General features: G+C 68.4%; 17 protein-coding genes. 6 read left to right on the top strand and 11 right to left on the bottom strand.

The window, feature by feature from the left end; translation table 11 throughout:
- Position 1: 1 nt before the first annotated feature.
- Positions 2-763, bottom strand: coding sequence for an SDR family NAD(P)-dependent oxidoreductase (locus AB4Z09_RS04465; RefSeq protein WP_114722146.1), 762 nt, complete (start codon positions 761-763; stop codon positions 2-4).
- A gap of 196 nt (positions 764-959) precedes the next feature.
- Here AB4Z09_RS04465 and AB4Z09_RS04460 point away from each other — a divergent pair, with 196 nt between their 5' ends.
- The gene (locus tag AB4Z09_RS04460; protein WP_174913719.1) at positions 960-1,739 is read left to right on the top strand and encodes an SDR family oxidoreductase; all 780 of its coding nucleotides are present in this window, start codon (positions 960-962) and stop codon (positions 1,737-1,739) included.
- 134 nt (positions 1,740-1,873) lie between these two features.
- On the opposite strand, the gene AB4Z09_RS04455 is transcribed toward AB4Z09_RS04460, so the two are convergent.
- The 8 genes from AB4Z09_RS04455 to AB4Z09_RS04420 all read right to left on the bottom strand — a co-directional run bounded on the left by AB4Z09_RS04455 (position 1,874) and on the right by AB4Z09_RS04420 (position 10,273).
- The gene (locus tag AB4Z09_RS04455; protein WP_174913722.1) at positions 1,874-2,689 is read right to left on the bottom strand and encodes a MaoC/PaaZ C-terminal domain-containing protein; all 816 of its coding nucleotides are present in this window, start codon (positions 2,687-2,689) and stop codon (positions 1,874-1,876) included.
- 25 nt (positions 2,690-2,714) lie between these two features.
- Positions 2,715-3,893, bottom strand: a complete 1,179-nt coding sequence (locus AB4Z09_RS04450; RefSeq protein WP_174913725.1) for a lipid-transfer protein — start codon at positions 3,891-3,893, stop codon at positions 2,715-2,717.
- A complete protein-coding gene (locus tag AB4Z09_RS04445; RefSeq protein WP_114722150.1) occupies positions 3,893-4,342 on the bottom strand; it encodes a MaoC family dehydratase in 450 nt (149 codons plus the stop codon). Before AB4Z09_RS04445 ends, AB4Z09_RS04450 begins: the two co-directional genes overlap by 1 nt.
- Positions 4,339-5,451, bottom strand: a complete 1,113-nt coding sequence (locus tag AB4Z09_RS04440; RefSeq protein WP_442239245.1) for an acyl-CoA dehydrogenase family protein — start codon at positions 5,449-5,451, stop codon at positions 4,339-4,341. Before AB4Z09_RS04440 ends, AB4Z09_RS04445 begins: the two co-directional genes overlap by 4 nt.
- Positions 5,451-6,443: a bifunctional MaoC family dehydratase N-terminal/OB-fold nucleic acid binding domain-containing protein gene (locus AB4Z09_RS04435; RefSeq protein ID WP_114722152.1), complete on the bottom strand. Its 993-nt coding sequence runs from the start codon at positions 6,441-6,443 to the stop codon at positions 5,451-5,453. The genes AB4Z09_RS04440 and AB4Z09_RS04435 overlap by 1 nt, the downstream gene beginning before the upstream one ends.
- Entirely contained in the window at positions 6,440-7,606 is a 1,167-nt protein-coding gene (locus AB4Z09_RS04430; protein ID WP_442239244.1) for an acyl-CoA dehydrogenase family protein, read from the bottom strand. Before AB4Z09_RS04430 ends, AB4Z09_RS04435 begins: the two co-directional genes overlap by 4 nt.
- A 179-nt stretch (positions 7,607-7,785) precedes the next feature.
- Positions 7,786-8,631, bottom strand: coding sequence for an SDR family NAD(P)-dependent oxidoreductase (locus AB4Z09_RS04425; protein ID WP_174913733.1), 846 nt, complete (start codon positions 8,629-8,631; stop codon positions 7,786-7,788).
- 1 nt (position 8,632) lies between these two features.
- Positions 8,633-10,273, bottom strand: coding sequence for an AMP-binding protein (locus tag AB4Z09_RS04420; protein WP_442239292.1), 1,641 nt, complete (start codon positions 10,271-10,273; stop codon positions 8,633-8,635).
- Positions 10,274-10,619: 346 nt separating this feature from the next.
- Between AB4Z09_RS04420 and AB4Z09_RS04415 the strand changes: the two genes are divergently transcribed.
- The 5 genes from AB4Z09_RS04415 to AB4Z09_RS04395 are packed head-to-tail and all read left to right on the top strand — an operon-like array spanning position 10,620 to position 14,627.
- Positions 10,620-12,287: a class I adenylate-forming enzyme family protein gene (locus AB4Z09_RS04415; RefSeq protein ID WP_442239243.1), complete on the top strand. Its 1,668-nt coding sequence runs from the start codon at positions 10,620-10,622 to the stop codon at positions 12,285-12,287.
- The gene (locus tag AB4Z09_RS04410; RefSeq protein WP_442239242.1) at positions 12,284-12,766 is read left to right on the top strand and encodes a nuclear transport factor 2 family protein; all 483 of its coding nucleotides are present in this window, start codon (positions 12,284-12,286) and stop codon (positions 12,764-12,766) included. Before AB4Z09_RS04415 ends, AB4Z09_RS04410 begins: the two co-directional genes overlap by 4 nt.
- A gap of 39 nt (positions 12,767-12,805) precedes the next feature.
- Positions 12,806-13,147 carry an EthD domain-containing protein gene (locus tag AB4Z09_RS04405; protein WP_174913745.1) on the top strand — a complete coding sequence of 114 codons (342 nt, stop codon included), beginning with the start codon at positions 12,806-12,808 and terminating at the stop codon, positions 13,145-13,147.
- A 44-nt stretch (positions 13,148-13,191) separates the two neighbouring features.
- A complete protein-coding gene (locus AB4Z09_RS04400; RefSeq protein ID WP_442239241.1) occupies positions 13,192-14,112 on the top strand; it encodes a TIGR03619 family F420-dependent LLM class oxidoreductase in 921 nt (306 codons plus the stop codon).
- Positions 14,109-14,627 (top strand): nuclear transport factor 2 family protein, encoded by a 519-nt coding sequence (locus AB4Z09_RS04395; RefSeq protein ID WP_302675467.1) that lies wholly within the window; start codon positions 14,109-14,111, stop codon positions 14,625-14,627. Before AB4Z09_RS04400 ends, AB4Z09_RS04395 begins: the two co-directional genes overlap by 4 nt.
- A 16-nt stretch (positions 14,628-14,643) precedes the next feature.
- Here the strand turns inward: AB4Z09_RS04395 and hutC are convergent, their stop codons facing one another.
- Entirely contained in the window at positions 14,644-15,399 is a 756-nt protein-coding gene (hutC, locus tag AB4Z09_RS04390; protein WP_174915002.1) for a histidine utilization repressor, read from the bottom strand.
- Between the two features lie 72 nt (positions 15,400-15,471).
- Positions 15,472-18,876: an NAD-glutamate dehydrogenase domain-containing protein gene (locus AB4Z09_RS04385; RefSeq protein ID WP_442239240.1), complete on the bottom strand. Its 3,405-nt coding sequence runs from the start codon at positions 18,874-18,876 to the stop codon at positions 15,472-15,474.
- Positions 18,877-18,948: the final 72 nt, after the last annotated feature.

Raw genomic sequence — 18,948 nt, 5'->3', positions numbered from 1 at the left:
GTCAGCCCCAGCGAGACTGCCCGCCGTCGAGCGGAATGGTTGCGCCGGTGAGGTAGCCGGCGTCGTCGCCGACGAGGAACACCACGGCGCGGCCGATGTCGCTCTCGGCGTCACCGATGCGACGCAGCGGGATACCGGCCTTGAACGCCTCCGCCTCCTCGGGGAACCGCTCGATCCAGCCCTCGAGCGCGGGCGACATCGCGTGCGGCGCGATGGAGTTGACGCGGATGCCGTCGATGCCCCACTCGCAGGCCGCGGCGCGGGTCAGCGAGCGCATGCCCTCCTTGATCGAACCGTAGGCGCCGTAGTTGCTCGCGTCCCAGCGCACGGCCGCCGACGTGACGAGGTTGACGATCGATCCGCCGCCACGCTCCTTCATCGACGGGTAGCACGCGCGCATCAGGCGCAGCGTCGCGAGCGGTCCGGTCGCGAACGACCGCTCGAAGTCCTCGTCCTTGACCGACAGCAGCGGCCCGGGGCCGCAGTCGTTGGCGTTGTTGACGAGGATGTCGACACCGCCGAAGAACCCGACGGTCCGCTCGACGGCGGCCTCGATGTCGGCCGCGTCGCTCACGTCGCACCGGACAGGTAACGCCTTGCCGCCGTAGGCCTCGATCTGCTCGACCGTCGTGACCAGCTTGGACTCGGTGCGCCCCGCGACCGCGATCGACACACCCTCCTTCGCCAGCGCGTGCGCGATGCCCTGGCCGATGCCCTGCCCGGCGCCCGTGATGAGTGCGACCTTGCCGTCAAGCTTGCCCATGTGTACCTGCTCTCGGTATGTCGTGAGAAACGCGGAGACCTGGTGCTACAACCCTCCAGTCGGATATTCTTAACCAAGCATTTGCTTGTCCGCAGCGTTTTCGCGAAATTCGCGACGAAAGATTCTGAGCCCCACGGATCCTCGTGGGGACGGGCACTCCGCTACAACCGCTGCGCCACACAGAAAGGCAGTTCGCGTGAACTACCCCAACCCTGTCGACTTCACCGGCCGGTCCGTGGTCGTCACCGGAGGAACCAAGGGCATCGGCTTCGCCATCGCCGAACACTTCCTGCGGGCCGGCGCCGACGTGCTGGTGTGTGCCCGCAACGAGCCGGAGAACCTGCCCTCGGTCGACGGCCGCACCGCAGCCTTCCGCGCCGTCGACGTCCGCGACCCCGCCGACGCCACGGCCCTGATCCAGGATGCGGTCGATCGCTTCGGGCGCCTCGACGTGCTGGTCAACAACGCCGGCGGCTCGCCTGACGCCGATGCCGCCACGGTGTCGCCGCGTTTCGTGGAGAAGATCGTCGCACTGAATCTGCTGGCGCCGTACTACATGGCGCAGGCCGCGAATCTCGTCATGCGCGAGCAGGAGACGGGCGGCGCGATCGTGAACATCGGCAGCGTCTCCGCACATCAGCCGCAGCCCGGCACCGCGGCGTACACCGCGGCGAAGGCCGGCCTGCTGGCACTCACGAAGGCCCTGGCTCTCGAGTGGGCACCCAAGGTGCGCGTCAACCACATCACCACCGGGCTGATCCGCACCGAGGCCGCGGCATCGGTGTACGGCGAGGACGGCGGCGCCGCCGTCACCCGCACGCTGCCGATCGAGCGCATGGCGGTGCCGTCGGACATCGCGAAGGCCTGCCTGTTCCTGGGCAGCGACCTGTCGACGTACGTCAACGGCGCCGACCTGGCCGTGCACGGTGGCGGCGAGTACCCGGCCCGCTACATGGCCACACACCCCGAGATCTGACGCATCGCGAGTCGGCGGAAATGAAAACAGCTGCGGGAGCACGATTTCGTCGAGTGCTCCGCGCAGCTGAAGTCGTGGCCGAATGTCACATGCGTTCAATCTGATTGAACGTATGTGACATTCGGTCAAGGCGACTAGGCCTGGAACACCGCGTAGCCGCCGGAGATCGCAGCCTTGCCCTCGCGGACGAGCTCGAACGACAGACCCGACGCGTCGCCCCATGCCTGCAGATCCGCGGTGTCGCCGGGGAACATCGGCGCGGCGAAGCGGCCCTGCAGCTCGGTCAGGTCGGCCGGGTGCACCCCGAGCTCCTTCGCGAGCGGCAGCGTCGACGCGGCGAGCGTGCACAGTCCGTGCATGATCGGGCGCGGCTGTCCGATGCCGGCGGCGGCCGCCGGATCGATGTGGATGTGGTGGCGGTCGCCGGTGAGGCGGTACAGCGCGGCCACGTTGAACGCGGTCTCGAGCTGGGCCGTCACGTTGGCGTCACCCTCCGGCGCCGGCGGCTTGGACGGGCCACGCTCGCCACCGAATCCGCCTGCGCCCGGGGCGAACAGGGACCAGGTCGCCACGAAGTACTCGCACTCGACCTTGACCTCGAACACCGCCGCGGCGCCCTTGTCCCAGACCTCGCCGACACTGGCCTTCAGCGTGACCTCACCGCTGCGGGGCAGCGGTGCRAGCACCTTCAGCTCCTGCGAGCCGTGCAGCGCGGTCTTCATGTCGAAGGCGCCGCGCTGGCCCAGCTCGTCGGGGGCCCACTGGGCCAGGGTCAACGCGAACGTCGGCAGCACCCGCAGCCGGTCCTCCATCACGAGGTCCAGATCGGTGGCCTTCGCACCCACGGCGAGCGCGTACAGGATCGCGTCGCGCTCGTCGTAGCTCACCGTGCGGGTGCCGAGGTCGACCCCACGCCACGCGCCGGCCGGCTTCTGCTCCACTGCCGTCATTCTTCGGTCCTTCCAGGTAATTCGGTCAGGCGACGCCGAGAATCAGGCCGGACGTGGGAACCGCGGTTCCCGCCGTGACGAGCATGTTCTCGACGTTCTCGGGCTGGTTGGTGGACGTGCCCCGCAGCACCCGGACCGCCTCGGCGATGCCGTTGACGCCGTGCAGGTACGCCTCACCGACCTGGCCGCCGTGCGTGTTGCTCGGCAGCCGTCCACCGATCTCCAGATTGCCCTCGCGGATGAAGTCCTTGGCCTCGCCGGGACGGCAGAAACCGAGTTCCTCGAGCTGCGGGAGCACCAGAGGGGTGAAGTGGTCGTAGAGGATCGCCGCATCGATGTCGTCCGGCGTCAGACCGGCCTGCGCGTACAGCTGGCGGCCGACCAGACCCATCTCCGGGATGCCGGTGATGTCGGGACGGTAGTAGCTCGCCATCATGTGCTGGTCCTTGCCCGAACCCTGCGCGGCACCCTTGATGATCGCGGGCTTGTTGCGCAGGTCCTTGGCGCGCTCGGCCGAGACGATGACGAGGGCCTGACCGCCGTCGGTCTCCTGGCAGCAGTCGAGCAGGTGCAGCGGTTCGGCGATCCACCGGGAGTTCTGGTGGTCCTCGAGCGTGATGGGCTTGCCGTAGAACCACGCCTTCGGGTTGTTCGCAGCATGCTTGCGCGCCACGACAGCAACCCGACCGAAATCCTCACTCGTGGCACCGTACTGGTACATGTACCGGCGAGCGAACATCGCGACCCACTGGGCGGGAGTCGACAGTCCCTGCGGGGTCAGCCATGCGTACGCTGCGCGGTCGGCGGTGCTGTCCATCGGGCGGTCGTGCTGACCCGCGCCGAAGCGCATTCCGGAGCGTTCGTTGAACGCACGGTAGACCACCACGACGTCGGCGATGCCGGTGGCGACGGCCATCGCCGCCTGCTGCACCGACGCGCACGCCGCGCCGCCGCCGTAACCGATCCGGGAGAAGAACTTGAGCTCCCCGAGCCCGCAGTTGCGGGCCACGAGGATCTCGCCGTTGGTCTCCATCGTGAAGGTGGTCAGACCGTCGACCTCGGACGGGTCGATACCGGCGTCCGCGAGCGCGGCCGTGACGGCCTCGCACGCGAGCTGCAGCTCGGAGCGGCCGGACTTCTTGGAGAACTCGGTGGCGCCGATACCGACGATCGCGGCGGCACCCGAGAGCGGGCTGACGGCCATCAGGCGTCCTTTCCTTCGCTGGCAGCGGGGTACGCGACCGTGACGGTGCCGGCGAGGTGGTTGCCGAGGCTGTTCGCGCCCTGCACCTTCACCTCGACGAGGCCGTTCTCCTTCGAGACGACCTCACCGGTCATGGTCATGGTGTCGCCCGGGTAGTTCGGGGCGCCCAGACGGATCTTCACCCGGCGCACCGTCGCGAACGGCCCTGCCCAGTCGGTGACGAACCGCCCCGCCAGCCCGTTGCTGGTGAGGATGTTCATGAACACGTCCTTGGAGCCGCGCTCGCGCGCCAGCTCGGGATCGTGATGCACGTCCTGGAAGTCGCGCGTCGCGATCGCGGTGGACACGATGAGCGTGCGGGTCAACGGGATCGCCAGCTCGGGCAGCACCTCGCCGACCGCGATGTCGTCGTAGCTGCGCCCGGTCAGCGCGGGCACGGTGGTGGTCATGCGACCACCTCGACACCGGCGGCGAGCTGCTCGCCGAGACGGGCGAGGTCGGACGCCGAGCCACCGAGGGTGGCACCGATCTGCTTGCCCCACAGCAGGTGCCGGTGCACCGGGTAGTCGGTGTCGACACCCATGCCGCCGTGGACGTGCGTGGTGCGGTGCACCACGCGCTGGCCGCCGTCGGTGGCCCACCACTTCGCGACGAGCACCGACGTGCCGGGTTCCTGGTCCTCGGCGAGCAGCCACGCGGCCTGCCACAGCGTCACGCGCATCGCTTCGAGGTCGATGTAGCAGTCGGCCAGCTGGTGGTTGACGGCCTGGAACGTCGCGAGCGGACGCCCGAACTGCATGCGGCCGTTGAGGTACGTGACGGCCTGCTGCACGGCACCGGAGCCGACGCCGAGCTGGATCGCGGCGAGAGCGAGCTCGACGCGGTCGAGCAGCCACTGGGCGGTGTTGCCGTCTGCGGGGCCGAGCAGCTCCGCGGGAGCCGACTCGAGCGTGACGTTGCCGCAGATCTCCCAGTTGGTGGAGTGCGTCTGCTCCACCGTGACACCGTCGGCCGCCAGGTCGACGACGAACAGCGCCGCACCGGACGGCGTGGTGGCCGAGACGATCGCGCGGTCCGCGACGTGCGTGATCGGGACGACGGCCTTGGCGCCGGTCAGCGTCCACTGGCCGCCGGCCTCGGTGGCCGTGGTCTGCGGGTCGCCCGCGACGTACGGGCCGAACTCCTCGAGACCGATCGTCAGGAAGCTCGTGCCCTCGGCGACACCGGGAACCAGCGCGGTGCGCTGGGCGTCGGAGCCGAACTCGGCGACCGCGAGGGCCGCGAGGGCCGACTGCCAGATCGGCACGGGCGCAACGTGGCGGCCCTGCTGCTCGAGCAGCACGTACAGCTCGGACAGGCCCATGCCGCCGCCGCCGAGATCCTCGGGCAGCCCGATGCCGAGCAGGCCCGTGTTCGCGAGTTCGCGCCACAGGTCGCGGTCGATGCGCTCGTCGCTCAGTTCGACCTGCTTGACCCGGTCGATGTCGGCCTTGCTGGTGAAGACCTCGTCGGCGAGATTGCGAATCGCCTCTTGCTCTTCGCTGAAGTTGAAGTCCATCAGGAGTCCTCCCGTGCGGCCGGCCGGAACGCGGGCAGCGTCAGATCCGGGTCGGCGTCGATCCAGTCCAGTTCCACCGGCATGCCGATCTCGACGTCGTCCGGCGCGACGCCGGTCATGTTCGCGATCAGGCGGGTGCCCTCTTCGAGTTCGATGGTCGCCACGACGAGCGGGTACTCGAACCCGGGGATCTGCGGATGGTGGTTGACAACAAAGCTGTAGACGATGCCGCGGCCCGAGGCGTCGACGGTGTCCCAGTCGAGCGACTGGCACGCACCGCACATCGGTCCGGTGGGATGGCGCAGCACACCGCAGTTCGCGCAGCGCTGGATCACCAGGCGGTGCTCCTTGGCGGCCTCGAACCAGAAGGCGTTGTCGACGTTGAGCGCCGGACGCGGGCGCAGACCCGGGATCGCCCCCGAGGACTTCCCTGCCTTCTCCGCCTTCTCTGCCGGCTTCTCGACGGGCTTCTCGCTGCCCTTCGGCTTGAACCGCAGGGTGCGCCAGCGCTGCGTCGCGACGACCTCGTCGTCACCGTTGCGGTATGTCTTCAGCGTCGTGACGAAGTGCCCGACACCGAGGCCCGTCTTCTTCTCCTCGGAGATCGACTCGATCACCTCGGTGAGCGAAACCCGGTCGCCGGGACGCAGTTCCACGAAGAACTCGAAGTCCGAGTCGGTCGCGACGACGGACGTGAAGCCCGCCTCGTCGAGCGTGGCGATCAGGTCGGTCCACACCTGCGACGGGTCGTTGTTCGCCATCTTGTCGTTGAAGGTGCGCATGGTCCACACCTGCGCCATCAGCGCGGGCGCGACCGCACCGTCACGCCCGGTGGCGCGCGCGGCGTCGTCGTCGAGGTAGACAGGGCTGGTGTCGCCCATCGTCTCGACCCAGTGACGGATCATCGGGGTGTTGACCTCGTCCGGACCCCACGTCGTGGGCGTCAGGACCTGGCCCTCGAATGCCCCGAGCTTGGTGAGGAATTCGCTCACTTGACCCTCTTCTCTCGCACCAGGCCCAGGCCCATCGTGCCGACCATGTCGCGCAGCACCTCGTTGACGCCGCCACCGAACGTGTTGACCATGCCCTGGCGGGAGATCTGCTCGATCTGACCGGCCAGCAGCGCACCCGGCGACTCGGGGCGGATGCGACCCGCGGCGCCGAGGATGCCGAGCAGCGTGCGGTACACGTCGATGTGGGTCTCGGTGCCGTAGGCCTTGGTGGCACCGGCGTCCGCGCCGGACAGCTTGTCCGCCGCGACGGCCGCTGTCATCTTCCAGTTGAGCAGGCGCATCGCCTCGAGCTTGGCGTGCGTGCGCGCGAACTCCTGCTGCACCCACGGGATCTCGATGGCGCCGTTCTCCTTGGCCCAGTCCAGAACCTGGTGCCACAGGCCGTAGGTGCGGCCGCCGATCGCGGCGAGGCCGATGCGCTCGTGGTTGAGCTGCGCGGCGATCAGCTGCCAGCCGCCGTTGACCTCACCGATGACGTCCTTCTGCGGCACCCGGATGCCGCTGTAGTACGTCGAGGTGACCATCAGGCCACCGACCGTGTTGATGGGCGACCACGAGAAGCCGGGGTCGTCGGTGGGCACGACGAGGATCGAGATGCCCTTGTGCTTGGGGGCCTCGGGATCGGTGCGGCACGCGAGCCACACGTAGTCGGCGGTGTTGGCACCGGAGGTGAAGATCTTGTTGCCGTCGACCACCCACTCCTCGCCGTCGAGGACGGCGCGGGTCTTGAGCGACGCGAGGTCGGTACCGGCCTCGGGCTCGGTGTAGCCGATCGCGAAGACGATGTCGCCCGCGAGGATCCCCGGCAGGAAGCGTTCCTTCTGCTCCTCGGTGCCGTACTTCATCAGCGTCGGGCCGACGGTGTTGACCGTGACGAACGGGAACGGCAGACCGGCGCGCTGCACCTCGTCGAAGAACACGAACTGTTCCTCGATGGAACGCCCCTGTCCGCCGTACTCCTCGGGCCAGCCGATGCCGAGCCAGCCGTCCTGGCCGAGCAGCTTGACGACCTCACGGAAGYACTCGCCACCCACGCCCTGCTCACCGGCCGCGCGGCGCTTCTCCGCAGGCAGCAGGTTCGCGAAGTACTCGCGCAGCTCCTTGCGGAGCGCGAGCTGCTCGGGGGATTCCCTCAAATCCATCGTTACTCCTCTAATACCGAACGACGTCGTTTACCAAAGGCAGACAGTCGCCGGGTTCCGGGCGACTGTCTGCCTGCGTTGTCCCGGACGCTAGCGACCGAGCCGAATCCTCGGGTCACACATCTCGCACAGCGGGAATCGCGACCCAACCTGCACTCGGGCGACTCCGAGACGCCCGGTCAGGGCGCGGTGGAATCAGTGAAATCATTCACCAGCTTGGGCGCCCAGACCACCCTTCCGAGAAAGCGCTCGGCGTCGGGTGCGGTGGCCAGCCACACGGCCGCCGCGGCGGGCACGGTCGCCGGAACCGAGTCGAAACCGGCGTCCTCGATCTTGTCGGTACCGCCACGCGCCTTGCCGGACTCGGTGACGACGAACCCGGGGCTGAGGTTGAACGCGCGGATGCCACGTCCGCGGTACTCCGCGTTGACCGCACCGGCGAGGCGGCCGAACGCCGCCTTCGACGCGGCGTACGCCACGCCCCAACCGCCCTCGCCGGGCGCCGCCGGCGGATCGGTGGTCGCCGAACCGGACACCAGATTGACGATCACGCCGTCACCGCCGTCGACCATCGACGGCAGCACCCGCTGGATCAGCGCCAACTGGTGCAGGTAGTTTCCCCGCACCATCACCTCGGCGTCGTCGAGGCGAAGGTCGAGGATGCGCTCCATGTGACCGGCAGTCTGGGCGTAGGCGTTGTTGACGAGGACATCAACGCGGCCCCACTCGCGCAGCACCTCGTCGGCGGCGCCGACAACCGAGTCCCGATCGAGCAGATCCATCGGGATCGGCAACGCCCGGGCCCCGCACGCCTCGATCTCCGCGGACGTGGTCTCGAGGCTGCCCGGCACCGGGAGCAGACCCTCGCCCTCCGCGCGGGTGCGGGGCGTCACCGCACCCTCTCCCTCGCGGACCGTACGGGCGGTGATCGCAACGTCGAAACCCTTGCGCGCGAACGCGAGCGCGATCTCGCGGCCGATGCCGCGGCTCGCCCCGGTGACGAGGGCAACCTTGCGTGTCGTCATCTCACACGCCCAGGAAACGCGTCCGGCCGAACTCGACGAACTCGGCCTCGAGCGCGGTCTTGTCCTCGTCGGTCATCTGCGTGTAGACCGGCGCGCCGCGGCCCACCCAACGGTAGACCGGCTCGTCGGTGCGCCACAGTTCGGCCTGCAGCTCACGCTTGAGGACCTTGTTGGAGCCGGTGATCGGCAGGTTCGTCGACACCCGGATGAAGCGCGGAGTCGCCTTGGAGCCCAGATCGTCCTGGACGGCAAGGTATTCCGCGAACTTCACGGGGTCGAAGGTGTCGAGCGAATCCACCTCGATCGCGGCCATCACCTGGTCGCCGGACCGCGAGTCGGGGATCGCGTACACGCCCGTCGCGATGACCTCGGGGTGGCGACGCAGGACACGCTCGATCATCAGGGCGGAGGTGTTCTCGCCGTCGACGCGGATCCAGTCACCCTTGCGGCCCGCGAAGTAGATGAAGCCGGCCTCGTCGACGTAGCCGAGGTCGCCGGTCCAGTACCAACCGTGCTTGATGCGGTCGGCGTCGGCGACGTCGTTCTTGTAGTAGCCCTCGAACGCGCGAGCGCCCTCCTTGTTGATCATCTCGCCGATGGCCTCGTCCGGGTTCAGCACCCGGCCGTGCTCGTCGAGGATCGCGCGCACGCACTCCTCCCGCGTCTCGGGGTTGACGACGGCGATGCCCGCGTGCGCGGGACGTCCGAGCGCGCCCTCCGGGGCCTCCGGATCGAGCTTGACCGAACCGGCACCCTCCGACGAACCGTAGCCCTCGAACAACTCCGCACCGAAGCGGCGCACGAACTCGACCTTGTCCTCGGGCGACGCCTCGGTGCCGAAGCCGCGCTCGAGCTTGTTGTCCTTGTCGTCGGGCTGCTCCGGGGTCGCCATCAGGTAGGCCAACGCCTTGCCGACGTACGTGAAGAACGTGGCACCGAAGAACTTCACGTCGGGCAGGAAGCCGGACGCCGAGAACTTGCGGGCCTCGGGCAGGCAGACGGTGGCACCGTTCGCCAGCGCCGGGGCCCACAGCGCCATCAGCGCGTTGCCGTGGAACAGCGGCATGCAGCAGTAGTCGACGTCGTCGCGGTGGTGCCCGTACTTCGCGGTGTTCGCGTACGCGAGGCGGGAGAGCCGGCCCTGGCTGCACTTGACGCCCTTGGACATCCCGGTGGTGCCCGACGTGAACAGCAGCAGGAACAGGTTGTCCTCGTCGATGCCGTCCGCGATCGCGGGCTCGACCCGGTGGGCGTCGAGGCGGTCCTGGTAGTCCGGGGCGTCGATCAGAATGAACCGGTCGTCGGCCAGGCCGAGGTCGAGGCCCTTCAGCTTCGCCATGCCCTCGGCGTCGGTAACGATCAACTGGCAGTCCACGTAACGGATCTCGGCCTCGAGTTCCGCCGAGCCGCGGGTGGGGTTGATGCCCACGACCGTGCCGCCGGTGAGGGCCGCGCCGCCGAGCCAGAACAGGAAGTCCGGCACGTTCTCGAGGAGGATGCCGATGTGGAACGGGCCGTCCACGCGCAGCGACTGCGCGAGCGCGCCGCGCGCGGCGCTCTCGCGGACCACCTCGTCCCACGTCCAGTCCTGCTCACGGGTACGGACACCGAACTGCTGGTCACCGAGGCGATCGAGGAGCATCTCGGCAATCGTCGTGCGTTCCAACTCATTCTCTCCTGTCGCAGCGCCGGTAGGCGCGTTACTTCTGACTGCGGGCTGTGTAGGCGGGTCAGCCATCCGTGGGCCGGCCGCGGACCGGACCTTCCGGTTCGATCCACCAGCCATGTTCCTTTCGCGAAAAGTAGCCTCGGGCTGTCGCGCAGATCACCGTCAGTCTCGCTGAGTGGTAACTCGTCCCGCCGAACCTTCCCGACATGAGAAATTGCCGTGAGAAACCCGTCACACCCCATGCCCCGAGCCTGGCACCTGGGCGTTCATGCGCAGACAGTGACAGGAACGACACTGTGACACGGACGAAAGGTCACTCATGACTGCCCCCGCAGATCCGCAACTGCACCTGGACCAGGTCATGTCTCGTCTGATCGGTCCCGGTGGACCGTTCGAGATCGTCGAGGAAGAGGTCCTCGGCACCCGGATGCCGGTCATGAAGAACCGCAGCAAGGCCGTGGGCGATCTGCTCGCCGACTCGGTCAAGTGGGGCGACCGCGATTACCTCGTCACCGAGGACCGCCGGGTCTCGTACACCCAGCACGCCGCCGACGCGTACGCGCTGGCCGCGGCCCTGAGCGAGCGCTACGGCGTCACCAAGGGCGACCGCGTCGGGATCCTCGCCGCCAACACCCCGGAGTGGGTGAGCACCTTCTGGGCAACGCAGGCGCTCGGCGCCATCACCGTCGGCCTCAACGGCTGGTGGGTGCCGCGCGAGATCGAGTACGGCCTGCAGCACAGCACCCCGAAGGTCGTGGTCGTCGACGCCAAGCGCGCGGATGCCCTCGCCGGGCTCGACACCTCCGGCGTCACCGTGCTGACCATGGAGGAGGACCTGCCGCGGCTCATCGCCGAGTTCGCCGGCGCGGCCCGCCCCGTCGTGGACATCGACGAGGACGATCCGTCGGTGATCCTCTACACGTCCGGCACCAGCGGACGCCCCAAGGGCGCGCTGCACTCGCACCGCAACCTGCTGGCGGTGGTCGACTACCACCGTTTCAGCGACTCGATCATGGCCGCGTTCACGGGCAAGCCCAGCGACCCGAACGCCCCCAGCGACCTGCGCTACCTGCTCACCTCGCCGCTGTTCCACATCGCGAGCCTGCACAACCTCGTGGTCCCGCGCCTCGCGACCGGCAGTGCCGTCGTCATGAACCAGGGCTCGTTCGACGTCGATCGGATCCTCGGTCTCATCGAGCGGGAGCGGGTGACGAACTGGGGCGCCGTCCCGACGATGGCTTCCCGGCTCCTCGAGCACGGCAATCTGGACAAGTACGACCTGTCCTCGCTGACCTCGTTCTCGCTGGCCTCGGCGCCGTCGTCGATCGCGTTCAAGGACCGGCTCCGCGAGCAGGTTCCCTTCGCCCGCAACGCCCTCGTCGACAGCTACGGCCTCACCGAGTGCAGCACCGCGATCGCCGTCGCCAGCTCCGCCGAGCTCGAGGAGTACCCGGGCACGCTGGGCCGGCCGATCATCACGGTCAGCATGGAGATCCGCGACCCGTTCGGCGAGTGGCTGCCGGACGGCCTCGAGGGCGAGGTGTGCGTCCGCAGCCCGTTCGTGATGCTCGGCTACTGGAACGACCCCGACGCGACCGCGGCCTCGATCACCTCCGATCGCTGGCTGCGGACCGGCGACTACGGCGTCGTCGAGAACGGTCGCCTGCGGCTCACCGGGCGTCGCTCGGACCTGATCCTGCGCGGCGGCGAGAACGTGTACCCCACGGAGATCGAGCAGACCCTCGACGAGCACCCCGCCGTCCAGGAGTGCGCGGTGATCGGCACGCCGCATCCCGATCTGGGCCAGGAGGTCTCGGCCGTGGTCGTGGTCGCCGAGGGCCACACGGTCACCGAGGAGGAACTGCGCGAGTTCGCATCCGAGCGGCTGTCGTACTTCAAGGTGCCGACCAAGTGGCGCCTCACGACGGACCTGTTGCCGCGCAACGCGACCGGCAAGATGATCCGACGAGAGATCAGCGTGCAGTGACCCCCTACACGCTCGAGCGACTGGGCGCTGTCGAGGCGGTCCGCGATCTCGCTCACCGGTACACGCACCTCATCGACGAGGGACGACTGGAGGAGGTCGCGGAGCTCTTCGCGCGGGCGGTGTACGGACAATGCGACGGTGACGGGACCCCGGTGGGGTCGGTGCGTGACTCCGACCCCGCCGGCGTGCTGGCCGCGTGCCGGAGCTTCATCCAGATGCACGGCGCTCCCCCGAGGCCGCGCACCAAGCACGTCGTGACGAACCTGCGCGTGGAGGTCTCGGACGACTGCCGCACCGCGACGTCACTGTCGTACTTCACGGTGCTCCAGGCCACGGAAAGCCTTCCCCTGCAGCCGATCCTGTCGGGGCGTTACTTCGATGCGTTCGCCGAGATCGACGGGGAGTGGCAGTTCACGCAGCGACTCACCTGCATCGATCTGGTCGGCGATCTGACTTCGCACGCCCGACGCGACCTGTGAGATTCCCCAGCTTCCAGCTGATCTTGATGAGGAAGCCCTATGTTCAAAGCAGTTGCTCTGCTCGCCCGTAAGCCCGAGCTCACGCGCGAGCAGTTCATCGAGCACTACGAGACCGTYCACGCGCCGCTGATCCTGCGGTCGTTCCCCACGCTGAAGGCGTACCGACGCAACTTCGTCGACCTCACCGACAGCATCCGGGCTCCGGGCGTGGCCGATCCGAGCTTCGACGTCATCACCGAGATGTGGTTCGAGGACCGCGCCGGCTACGACGCGATGCTCGCCGCGCACGCCGATCCCGCGATCGGCGGGCCGGTGGCCGAGGACGCGAACCTCTTCCTCGACATGTCGAGGACCCTTCAGTTCATCGTCGATGAACGCTAGCCGAACGCGAGCTGCGCAGGAGTAGCCGCGAGAACAGGAGCATCATGCAGGTCGGTCTGAACATTCTCGGCGCCGAGAATCTCTACGGCGGGCAGATCCGCCCGGTGCTCCGGCTGGCGGCGGACGCGGACCGCGCGGGAGTCGACATGATCTCCACCGGTGATCACATCGGCTTCAACGCGGCCGCGCACGCGCAGCGCGTCGAGACCAACGGCTTCCCCTTCCCGCTGGAGCACGATTGGTACGAGCCGCTTTCGCTGCTCTCCTCCGTCGCCGCGGTCACCGATCGAGTGCTGCTCAATGTCTCGGTCCTGATCGCGACCGTCCGCCCACCGGTACTGCTCGCCAAGCAGATCGCCACGCTCGACGCCATCTCCGGCGGCCGTGCCGCGATCGGGATGGGCGTCGGCTGGCAGGAGGCCGAATACACCGCCACCAACATGCCGTTCGATGCCCGCTTCGGCCGCATGGAGGACACCGTCCGCGCGTGCCGTGAGCTGTGGACCAAGGCTCCGGCGAACTTCCAGGGCCGCGAGTTCTCGTTCGCGGACTTCCACTCGCTGCCGTTCCCGGTCCAGGAGCGGGTGCCGGTGATCTTCGGGTTCGGTCCCAGCCGGCGCAACTTCGACCGCATCGCCCGCGTCGCCGACGGGTGGACCGTCAATCCCGCAGACATGCAGACGTTCTCGCAGAGCGTCTCCCTGCTGCGCGACACGTTCGCCGAGCACGGCCGCGACCCCGACTCCGCCGTCGTCCAGGTCTCGGTCGCACCCGAACGCCGCGACGACGGAACCGTGGACCTCTACGCGACCGCGGACAAGACCCACGCCTGGCACGACGCGGGCGCCACCGTCGCGGTGTTCCGTCCCGCGACATTCTGCACAGCGGGAGAAGAGGTTCCGCAGCTGATCGACTGGGCGGTAGGACTGAAGTCCACGACCGACGACACCCGGGAGGGCCAGTGACTACGACGGACCAGGCTGTAGCCGAACTGCTCGACAAGCAGGCCATCTACGAGGTGGTCATGCGCTACTGCCGCGGCATCGACCGACTCGATTTCGACCTGGTCCGCGACGCCTACCACCCGGACGCGATCGACCACCACACCGGATTCGACGGCAGCGTCGAGGATTTCATCACCTGGGTGCAGCCGAAGCTGCGGGCCATCGGCGGCACGATGCACCACATCGGCAACCACCTCGTGGAACTGCACGGCGACTACGCGGTGAGCGAGGCGTACTCGACGGCGGCGCACTGGGGCGGTGACGACGGGATCGGCATGGTCAACTTCACCAGCGGCTGCCGCTACGTGGACCTCATGGAACGCCGTGACGGCAGGTGGGCCATCGCCGAGCGTTGGGCGGTCCGCGAATGGACCCGCTCCGACGCCGGCCGCCTGACGCTGCCGGAGAGCGACGGCCCCCGCGGGCGTCGCGACGGTACCGATCCGCTCGACGCCCTGCGCAGCCGGCTGGGCTGAGCCTGGCGTCGGAGCGTCAGCGGGTGAACGAACCCTCGAGCCTGTTGCGGGAACCGGGGTGGGTCAATCGGGCCAGGCTGACGAGCCCGCGTTCCGACCACGTGCGGCGCCGGATAAGCAGGCAGGGCTCACCCCGGTCGATGCGGAGCAACCGGCACTCCTCCGGGCTGGCGAGGACCGCCTCGACGACGTGCTCACCGCGGACGAGGGGCGCCACCCGGGTGAGGTAGTCGTTCGGGGTGAGCGACGTGAAGTCCTGGTCGAGGTAGTCGGGCGCCTCGTCCGGATTGACGAACCGGTCCTCCACCTGGATCGGGGTGTCGTCCTCGTAGTGCACCAGCAACGAGTGAAACACCCTGGCACCGAAGGCATCCCGTAGGAAGGCCTGGGAGTGGTCGGGCTCCTCCTCGCGCACGAAGACCGTCTCGGTACGGTGACGGTGCCCGCGCTGCTGGATCTCGTCGGCGATGTTCTTCACCTCGAAGAGGGGGGAGGACGTCTTGCTGCTCGCGACGAACGTCCCCACACCCATCATCCGCACGATGAGCCCGTCGTGCGTGAGTTCCCGCAGCGCCCGGTTGATCGTCATGCGGGACAGTCCCAGCGCGTTGACGAACTGGTTCTCCGACGGCAGCTGATCCCCGTCCGTCCAACGGCCGGAACGGATCTGCTCCACCACGAGATTCTTCACCCGCTCGTACGCCGGGACCGACTCGCTGCCGGCCTCGTCGAACAGCACGGCGAGCTCTGCATCAACGTCGGCTATCGCCATCCACTGCACCCGTTCCTCGTTGAGCCCCACCGCTCCGTTCGTCGACTCGGCCCACCAAGTCTAGCGGCCCGATCAACCCACCATTCGCCTCAACTGCCGCGATGCGACCGAGAGCGCGGCCAGGTCGCGCTGACCCGACTCTTCGATCTCGGCAAGCGCCTGTCGGGCACGCCGGATGCGGGGCTCGTTACGGGCCTCCCAATCCGTGAGCATGGCCTCCGGCGAATCACCGGGCACAGCGTGGGCGAGCACGTCGAGCGTGAGTTCGCGGACGCTGTCGTACAGTTCGTCCCGCAGCGACAGCCGCGCCAGTGCGTTCCAGCGGGTCTCCTTCCCGAGCTCCGAGACCCGGTTCAGCAGCGGCACCAGTCCCACCCGTTCGCACAGCCGGAAGTACAGTTCCCCCGCCTCCGCCAGGTCGTGGTCGGCGAGGTCCGCGATCTCGACGACGTCGAGGAGCCCGAACCGGTCGAGCAGCAGTTCGACGGACCGCACCAGGTCCTCGGGCGCGCCGAGTTCGGCGATCGAACGCGTCCGTTCCCTGAGGTTGTCGCGGTCGCCACCGACCAGCCATCCTTCGAGCATCGTCGACGCCTTCGCGATCCGTTCCCGGAACCGGGTGATCTCGGCACCGACAGCCAGGGGCTGCGGTCGCCGGCTCAACATCCAGCGCGATGCACGGTCCAGAAGCCTACGGGTCACGAGGACGAGTTCATCGGCGACGGCGACCGGAACGGGCGCGGTCGCGATCCTCGCCCACAGCTCGCGCAGGTCGAAGACGGACGCAACGACGTCGAACGCACGCACCGCATCCTCCGCGCTCGCGCCCACCTCCTCCGCAAGACGGAAGGCGTAGGTGATGCCACCGCGATCGACGACTGCGTTCGTCAGCACCGTCGCGACGATTTCGCGCCGCAACGGGTGCCGGTCGATCGCATCCGCGTAGTCCTGCTGCATCCGAGCCGGGAAATACTGGCGCAGCGCGGGGAGGAAGACGTCGTGGTCGACCAGATCGCCTGCCAGCAAGGCCCCCTTCAGGTCCAGCTTCACGTGCGCCCCGAGAGTTGCCAGTTCGGGCGTCGACAAACCTTCCCCGGCCCGGCGCCGCACCGCGATCTCCGCCGCGTCTGGCAACACCTCCAGGGTCCGGTCCAGAGCTCCTGCCGACTCGAGCCGCGTGAGCAGCCGCGCATGGACTGCAAGCATCTCGCCGGCGTCGGCCCCGGTGGTGCCCATCAGTTCGTTCTGGGAGACGTTGTCGGCCAGGACCAGTGCGGTGACGTCGTCCGTCATCGCCGCGAGCAGTGTCGACCGTTCCGCAGCATCCAGTCGACCGCCGCCGACGAGTTCGTCGAGCAGAATCTTGATGTTGACCTCATGGTCGGAGCAGTCCACGCCGCCGGAGTTGTCGAGAGCGTCAGTGCCCACCCGGCCTCCGGCGCGGGCGATCTCGATACGACCCGCCTGGGTGAGGCCGAGGTTGCCGCCCTCGCCCACGACCCGGGCCCGCACGTCGGTGCCGTCCACCCGCACCGAGTCGTTGGCCTTGTCGCCGACGTCGGCATGCGATTCGCCCGACGCCTTGACGTAGGTGCCGATTCCACCGTTCCAGAGCAGGTCGACCGGCGCACGCAGGATCGCACGGATCAGTTCCGGCGGTGTCAGTTCCGTGACCGCCGAGTCCAGGCCGAGCACCTTCCGGGCCTCGGCGCTGATCGGCACGGCCTTCGCGGACCGATCCCACACCCCGCCACCGGAGCTGATCAGCGCGCGGTCGTAGTCGTCCCACGACGAACGCGGGAGAGCGAACATCCGGGCGCGCTCGGCATAGGAGCGCTCGGGGTCCGGTTCGGGGTCGAGGAAGACGTGGCGGTGGTCGAAGGCGGCAACCAGCCGAATGTGCTTGCTGCACAACATGCCGTTCCCGAAGACGTCCCCGCTCATGTCACCGATGCCGACGACCGTGAAGTCGTCCTGCTGGGTGTCGACGCCGAGCTCCCGGAACCGCCGCTTGACGCTCTCCCACGCCCCCCGCGCGGTAATGCCCATCGCCTTGTGGTCGTAGCCGACCGATCCGCCCGACGCGAAGGCGTCGCCCAGCCAGAAGTCGTACTCGGCCGCCACGGCATTGGCGATGTCCGAGAACGACGCGGTACCCTTGTCGGCCGCCACCACGAGATAGGTGTCGTCTCCGTCGTGCCGCACCACACCCGGTGCCGGACGCACCTCACCCGACGTGCGGTCGACATTGTCGACGAGGTCGAGCAGGCCGCGGATGAATGTGCGGTACCCGGCAATCCCGGCCGCCCGCAACATTTCCCGGTCGTGGACGGCATCGCCGGTCTGGGCCGGCGGTCGGCGCAGCACGAAACCGCCCTTCGCGCCGACCGGCACGATGACCGCGTTCTTCACCGCCTGGGCCTTGACGAGACCCAGGACCTCGGTGCGGAAGTCCTCGATACGATCGGACCAGCGCAGCCCACCTCGCGCCACTGTGCCGAAGCGCATGTGGACGCCGGCAACCGACGGCGAATGGACGAAGATCTCGCGGCGCGGCCGAGGCTCCGGTAGCTCGTCGATGCTGCGGGAGTCGAACTCGAGCGACAGGCATTCCCGGCGTGGGGTGACGAAGTGGTTGGTGCGCACGGTGTTCCGAATCGCCGACCAGAGCGCCCGGAGAATTCGATCGGCGTCGAGCCCGACCACCTGCGCGATCAACTCGTCCACTCGGGACGGTGCCGCCGGACCGCCGTCCACCTGGGCTTCGGGATCGAATCGAGTGGCGAAGCTGTCGACCAGCGCCCGCGCAATCTCCGGGTACCTGCAGAGGACGTCCGAGACGTAGGAACTGCTGTACGGGAACCGGGCCTGCCGCAGGAATTCGACGTAGGCGCGCAGCACGCCGACCTCGCGCCAGTCCAGACCGGCCCGTGCGACGAGCTCTCCCAACTTGTCGGGTTCCGCGTCGCCCCGCCACAGTGCCGCGATCGCCTCCGCGAAACGGCCGGCGAACTCGCCGAAGTCGGCGTCCGGCGCGATCGGGTATCCGACGGTGAAATCGTAGATCCAGCAGGGCGTCCCGGCGGAAGAGAGCAGCGGGTACGGCTTCTCGTCGAAGACCTCGACGCCCAGACTCTGCAGCATCGGCATCACGTCACCCAGCGACGCCGGTCGGCCCTCGACGTACAGCGAGATCCGGTGCGTTCCGATCCCGCGGGTCGTCTGGACGATGCGGACGTCGACGGTGTCGGCGTCGAGGCGGTCGAGGATCTCCAGGTCGACGCGCGCACGCTCGGGGGCGACGTCCTGTTTGTATCCGACGGGCAGCCCGGACACGAGGTGCGCGAGACGCGCCTTCATGTCCGCGCTCACGCCGGCGAGCAGGCGTTCGTCCCATCCCCTGAAAACTGCGGCGAGAGCGTCGTCGATCTCGTCGGGGATGTTCGTCGGTTCGGCCTCGGTCGAAGCGGTGTTCATCTCGGTACCTTCCGTCGGATACCACGCTGTATCCGACTCATCGTCGGGTCCATCCGGCTGTCGCGCGTGGCA

This window comes from Rhodococcus sp. TAF43, from assembly GCF_052113525.1.
Lineage (GTDB): Bacteria > Actinomycetota > Actinomycetes > Mycobacteriales > Mycobacteriaceae > Prescottella.
The sequence above is the reverse complement of the archived record's forward strand: the minus strand, read 5'-3'. Positions and strand labels throughout refer to the sequence as shown.

Bases quoted from the DNA above. Each gene is read 5' to 3' on its own strand.
- AB4Z09_RS04465 (WP_114722146.1), bottom strand. From the start codon at position 763: ATGGGCAAGCTTGACGGCAAGGTCGCACTCATCACGGGCGCCGGGCAG.
- AB4Z09_RS04450 (WP_174913725.1), bottom strand. From the start codon at position 3,893: ATGGCCGTCAGCCCGCTCTCGGGTGCCGCCGCGATCGTCGGTATCGGC.
- AB4Z09_RS04445 (WP_114722150.1), bottom strand. From the start codon at position 4,342: ATGACCACCACCGTGCCCGCGCTGACCGGGCGCAGCTACGACGACATC.
- AB4Z09_RS04440 (WP_442239245.1), bottom strand. From the start codon at position 5,451: ATGGACTTCAACTTCAGCGAAGAGCAAGAGGCGATTCGCAATCTCGCC.
- AB4Z09_RS04425 (WP_174913733.1), bottom strand. From the start codon at position 8,631: ATGACGACACGCAAGGTTGCCCTCGTCACCGGGGCGAGCCGCGGCATC.
- AB4Z09_RS04420 (WP_442239292.1), bottom strand. From the start codon at position 10,273: ATGCTCCTCGATCGCCTCGGTGACCAGCAGTTCGGTGTCCGTACCCGT.
- AB4Z09_RS04415 (WP_442239243.1), top strand. From the start codon at position 10,620: ATGACTGCCCCCGCAGATCCGCAACTGCACCTGGACCAGGTCATGTCT.
- AB4Z09_RS04400 (WP_442239241.1), top strand. From the start codon at position 13,192: ATGCAGGTCGGTCTGAACATTCTCGGCGCCGAGAATCTCTACGGCGGG.
- hutC (WP_174915002.1), bottom strand. From the start codon at position 15,399: ATGGCGATAGCCGACGTTGATGCAGAGCTCGCCGTGCTGTTCGACGAG.
- AB4Z09_RS04385 (WP_442239240.1), bottom strand. From the start codon at position 18,876: ATGAACACCGCTTCGACCGAGGCCGAACCGACGAACATCCCCGACGAG.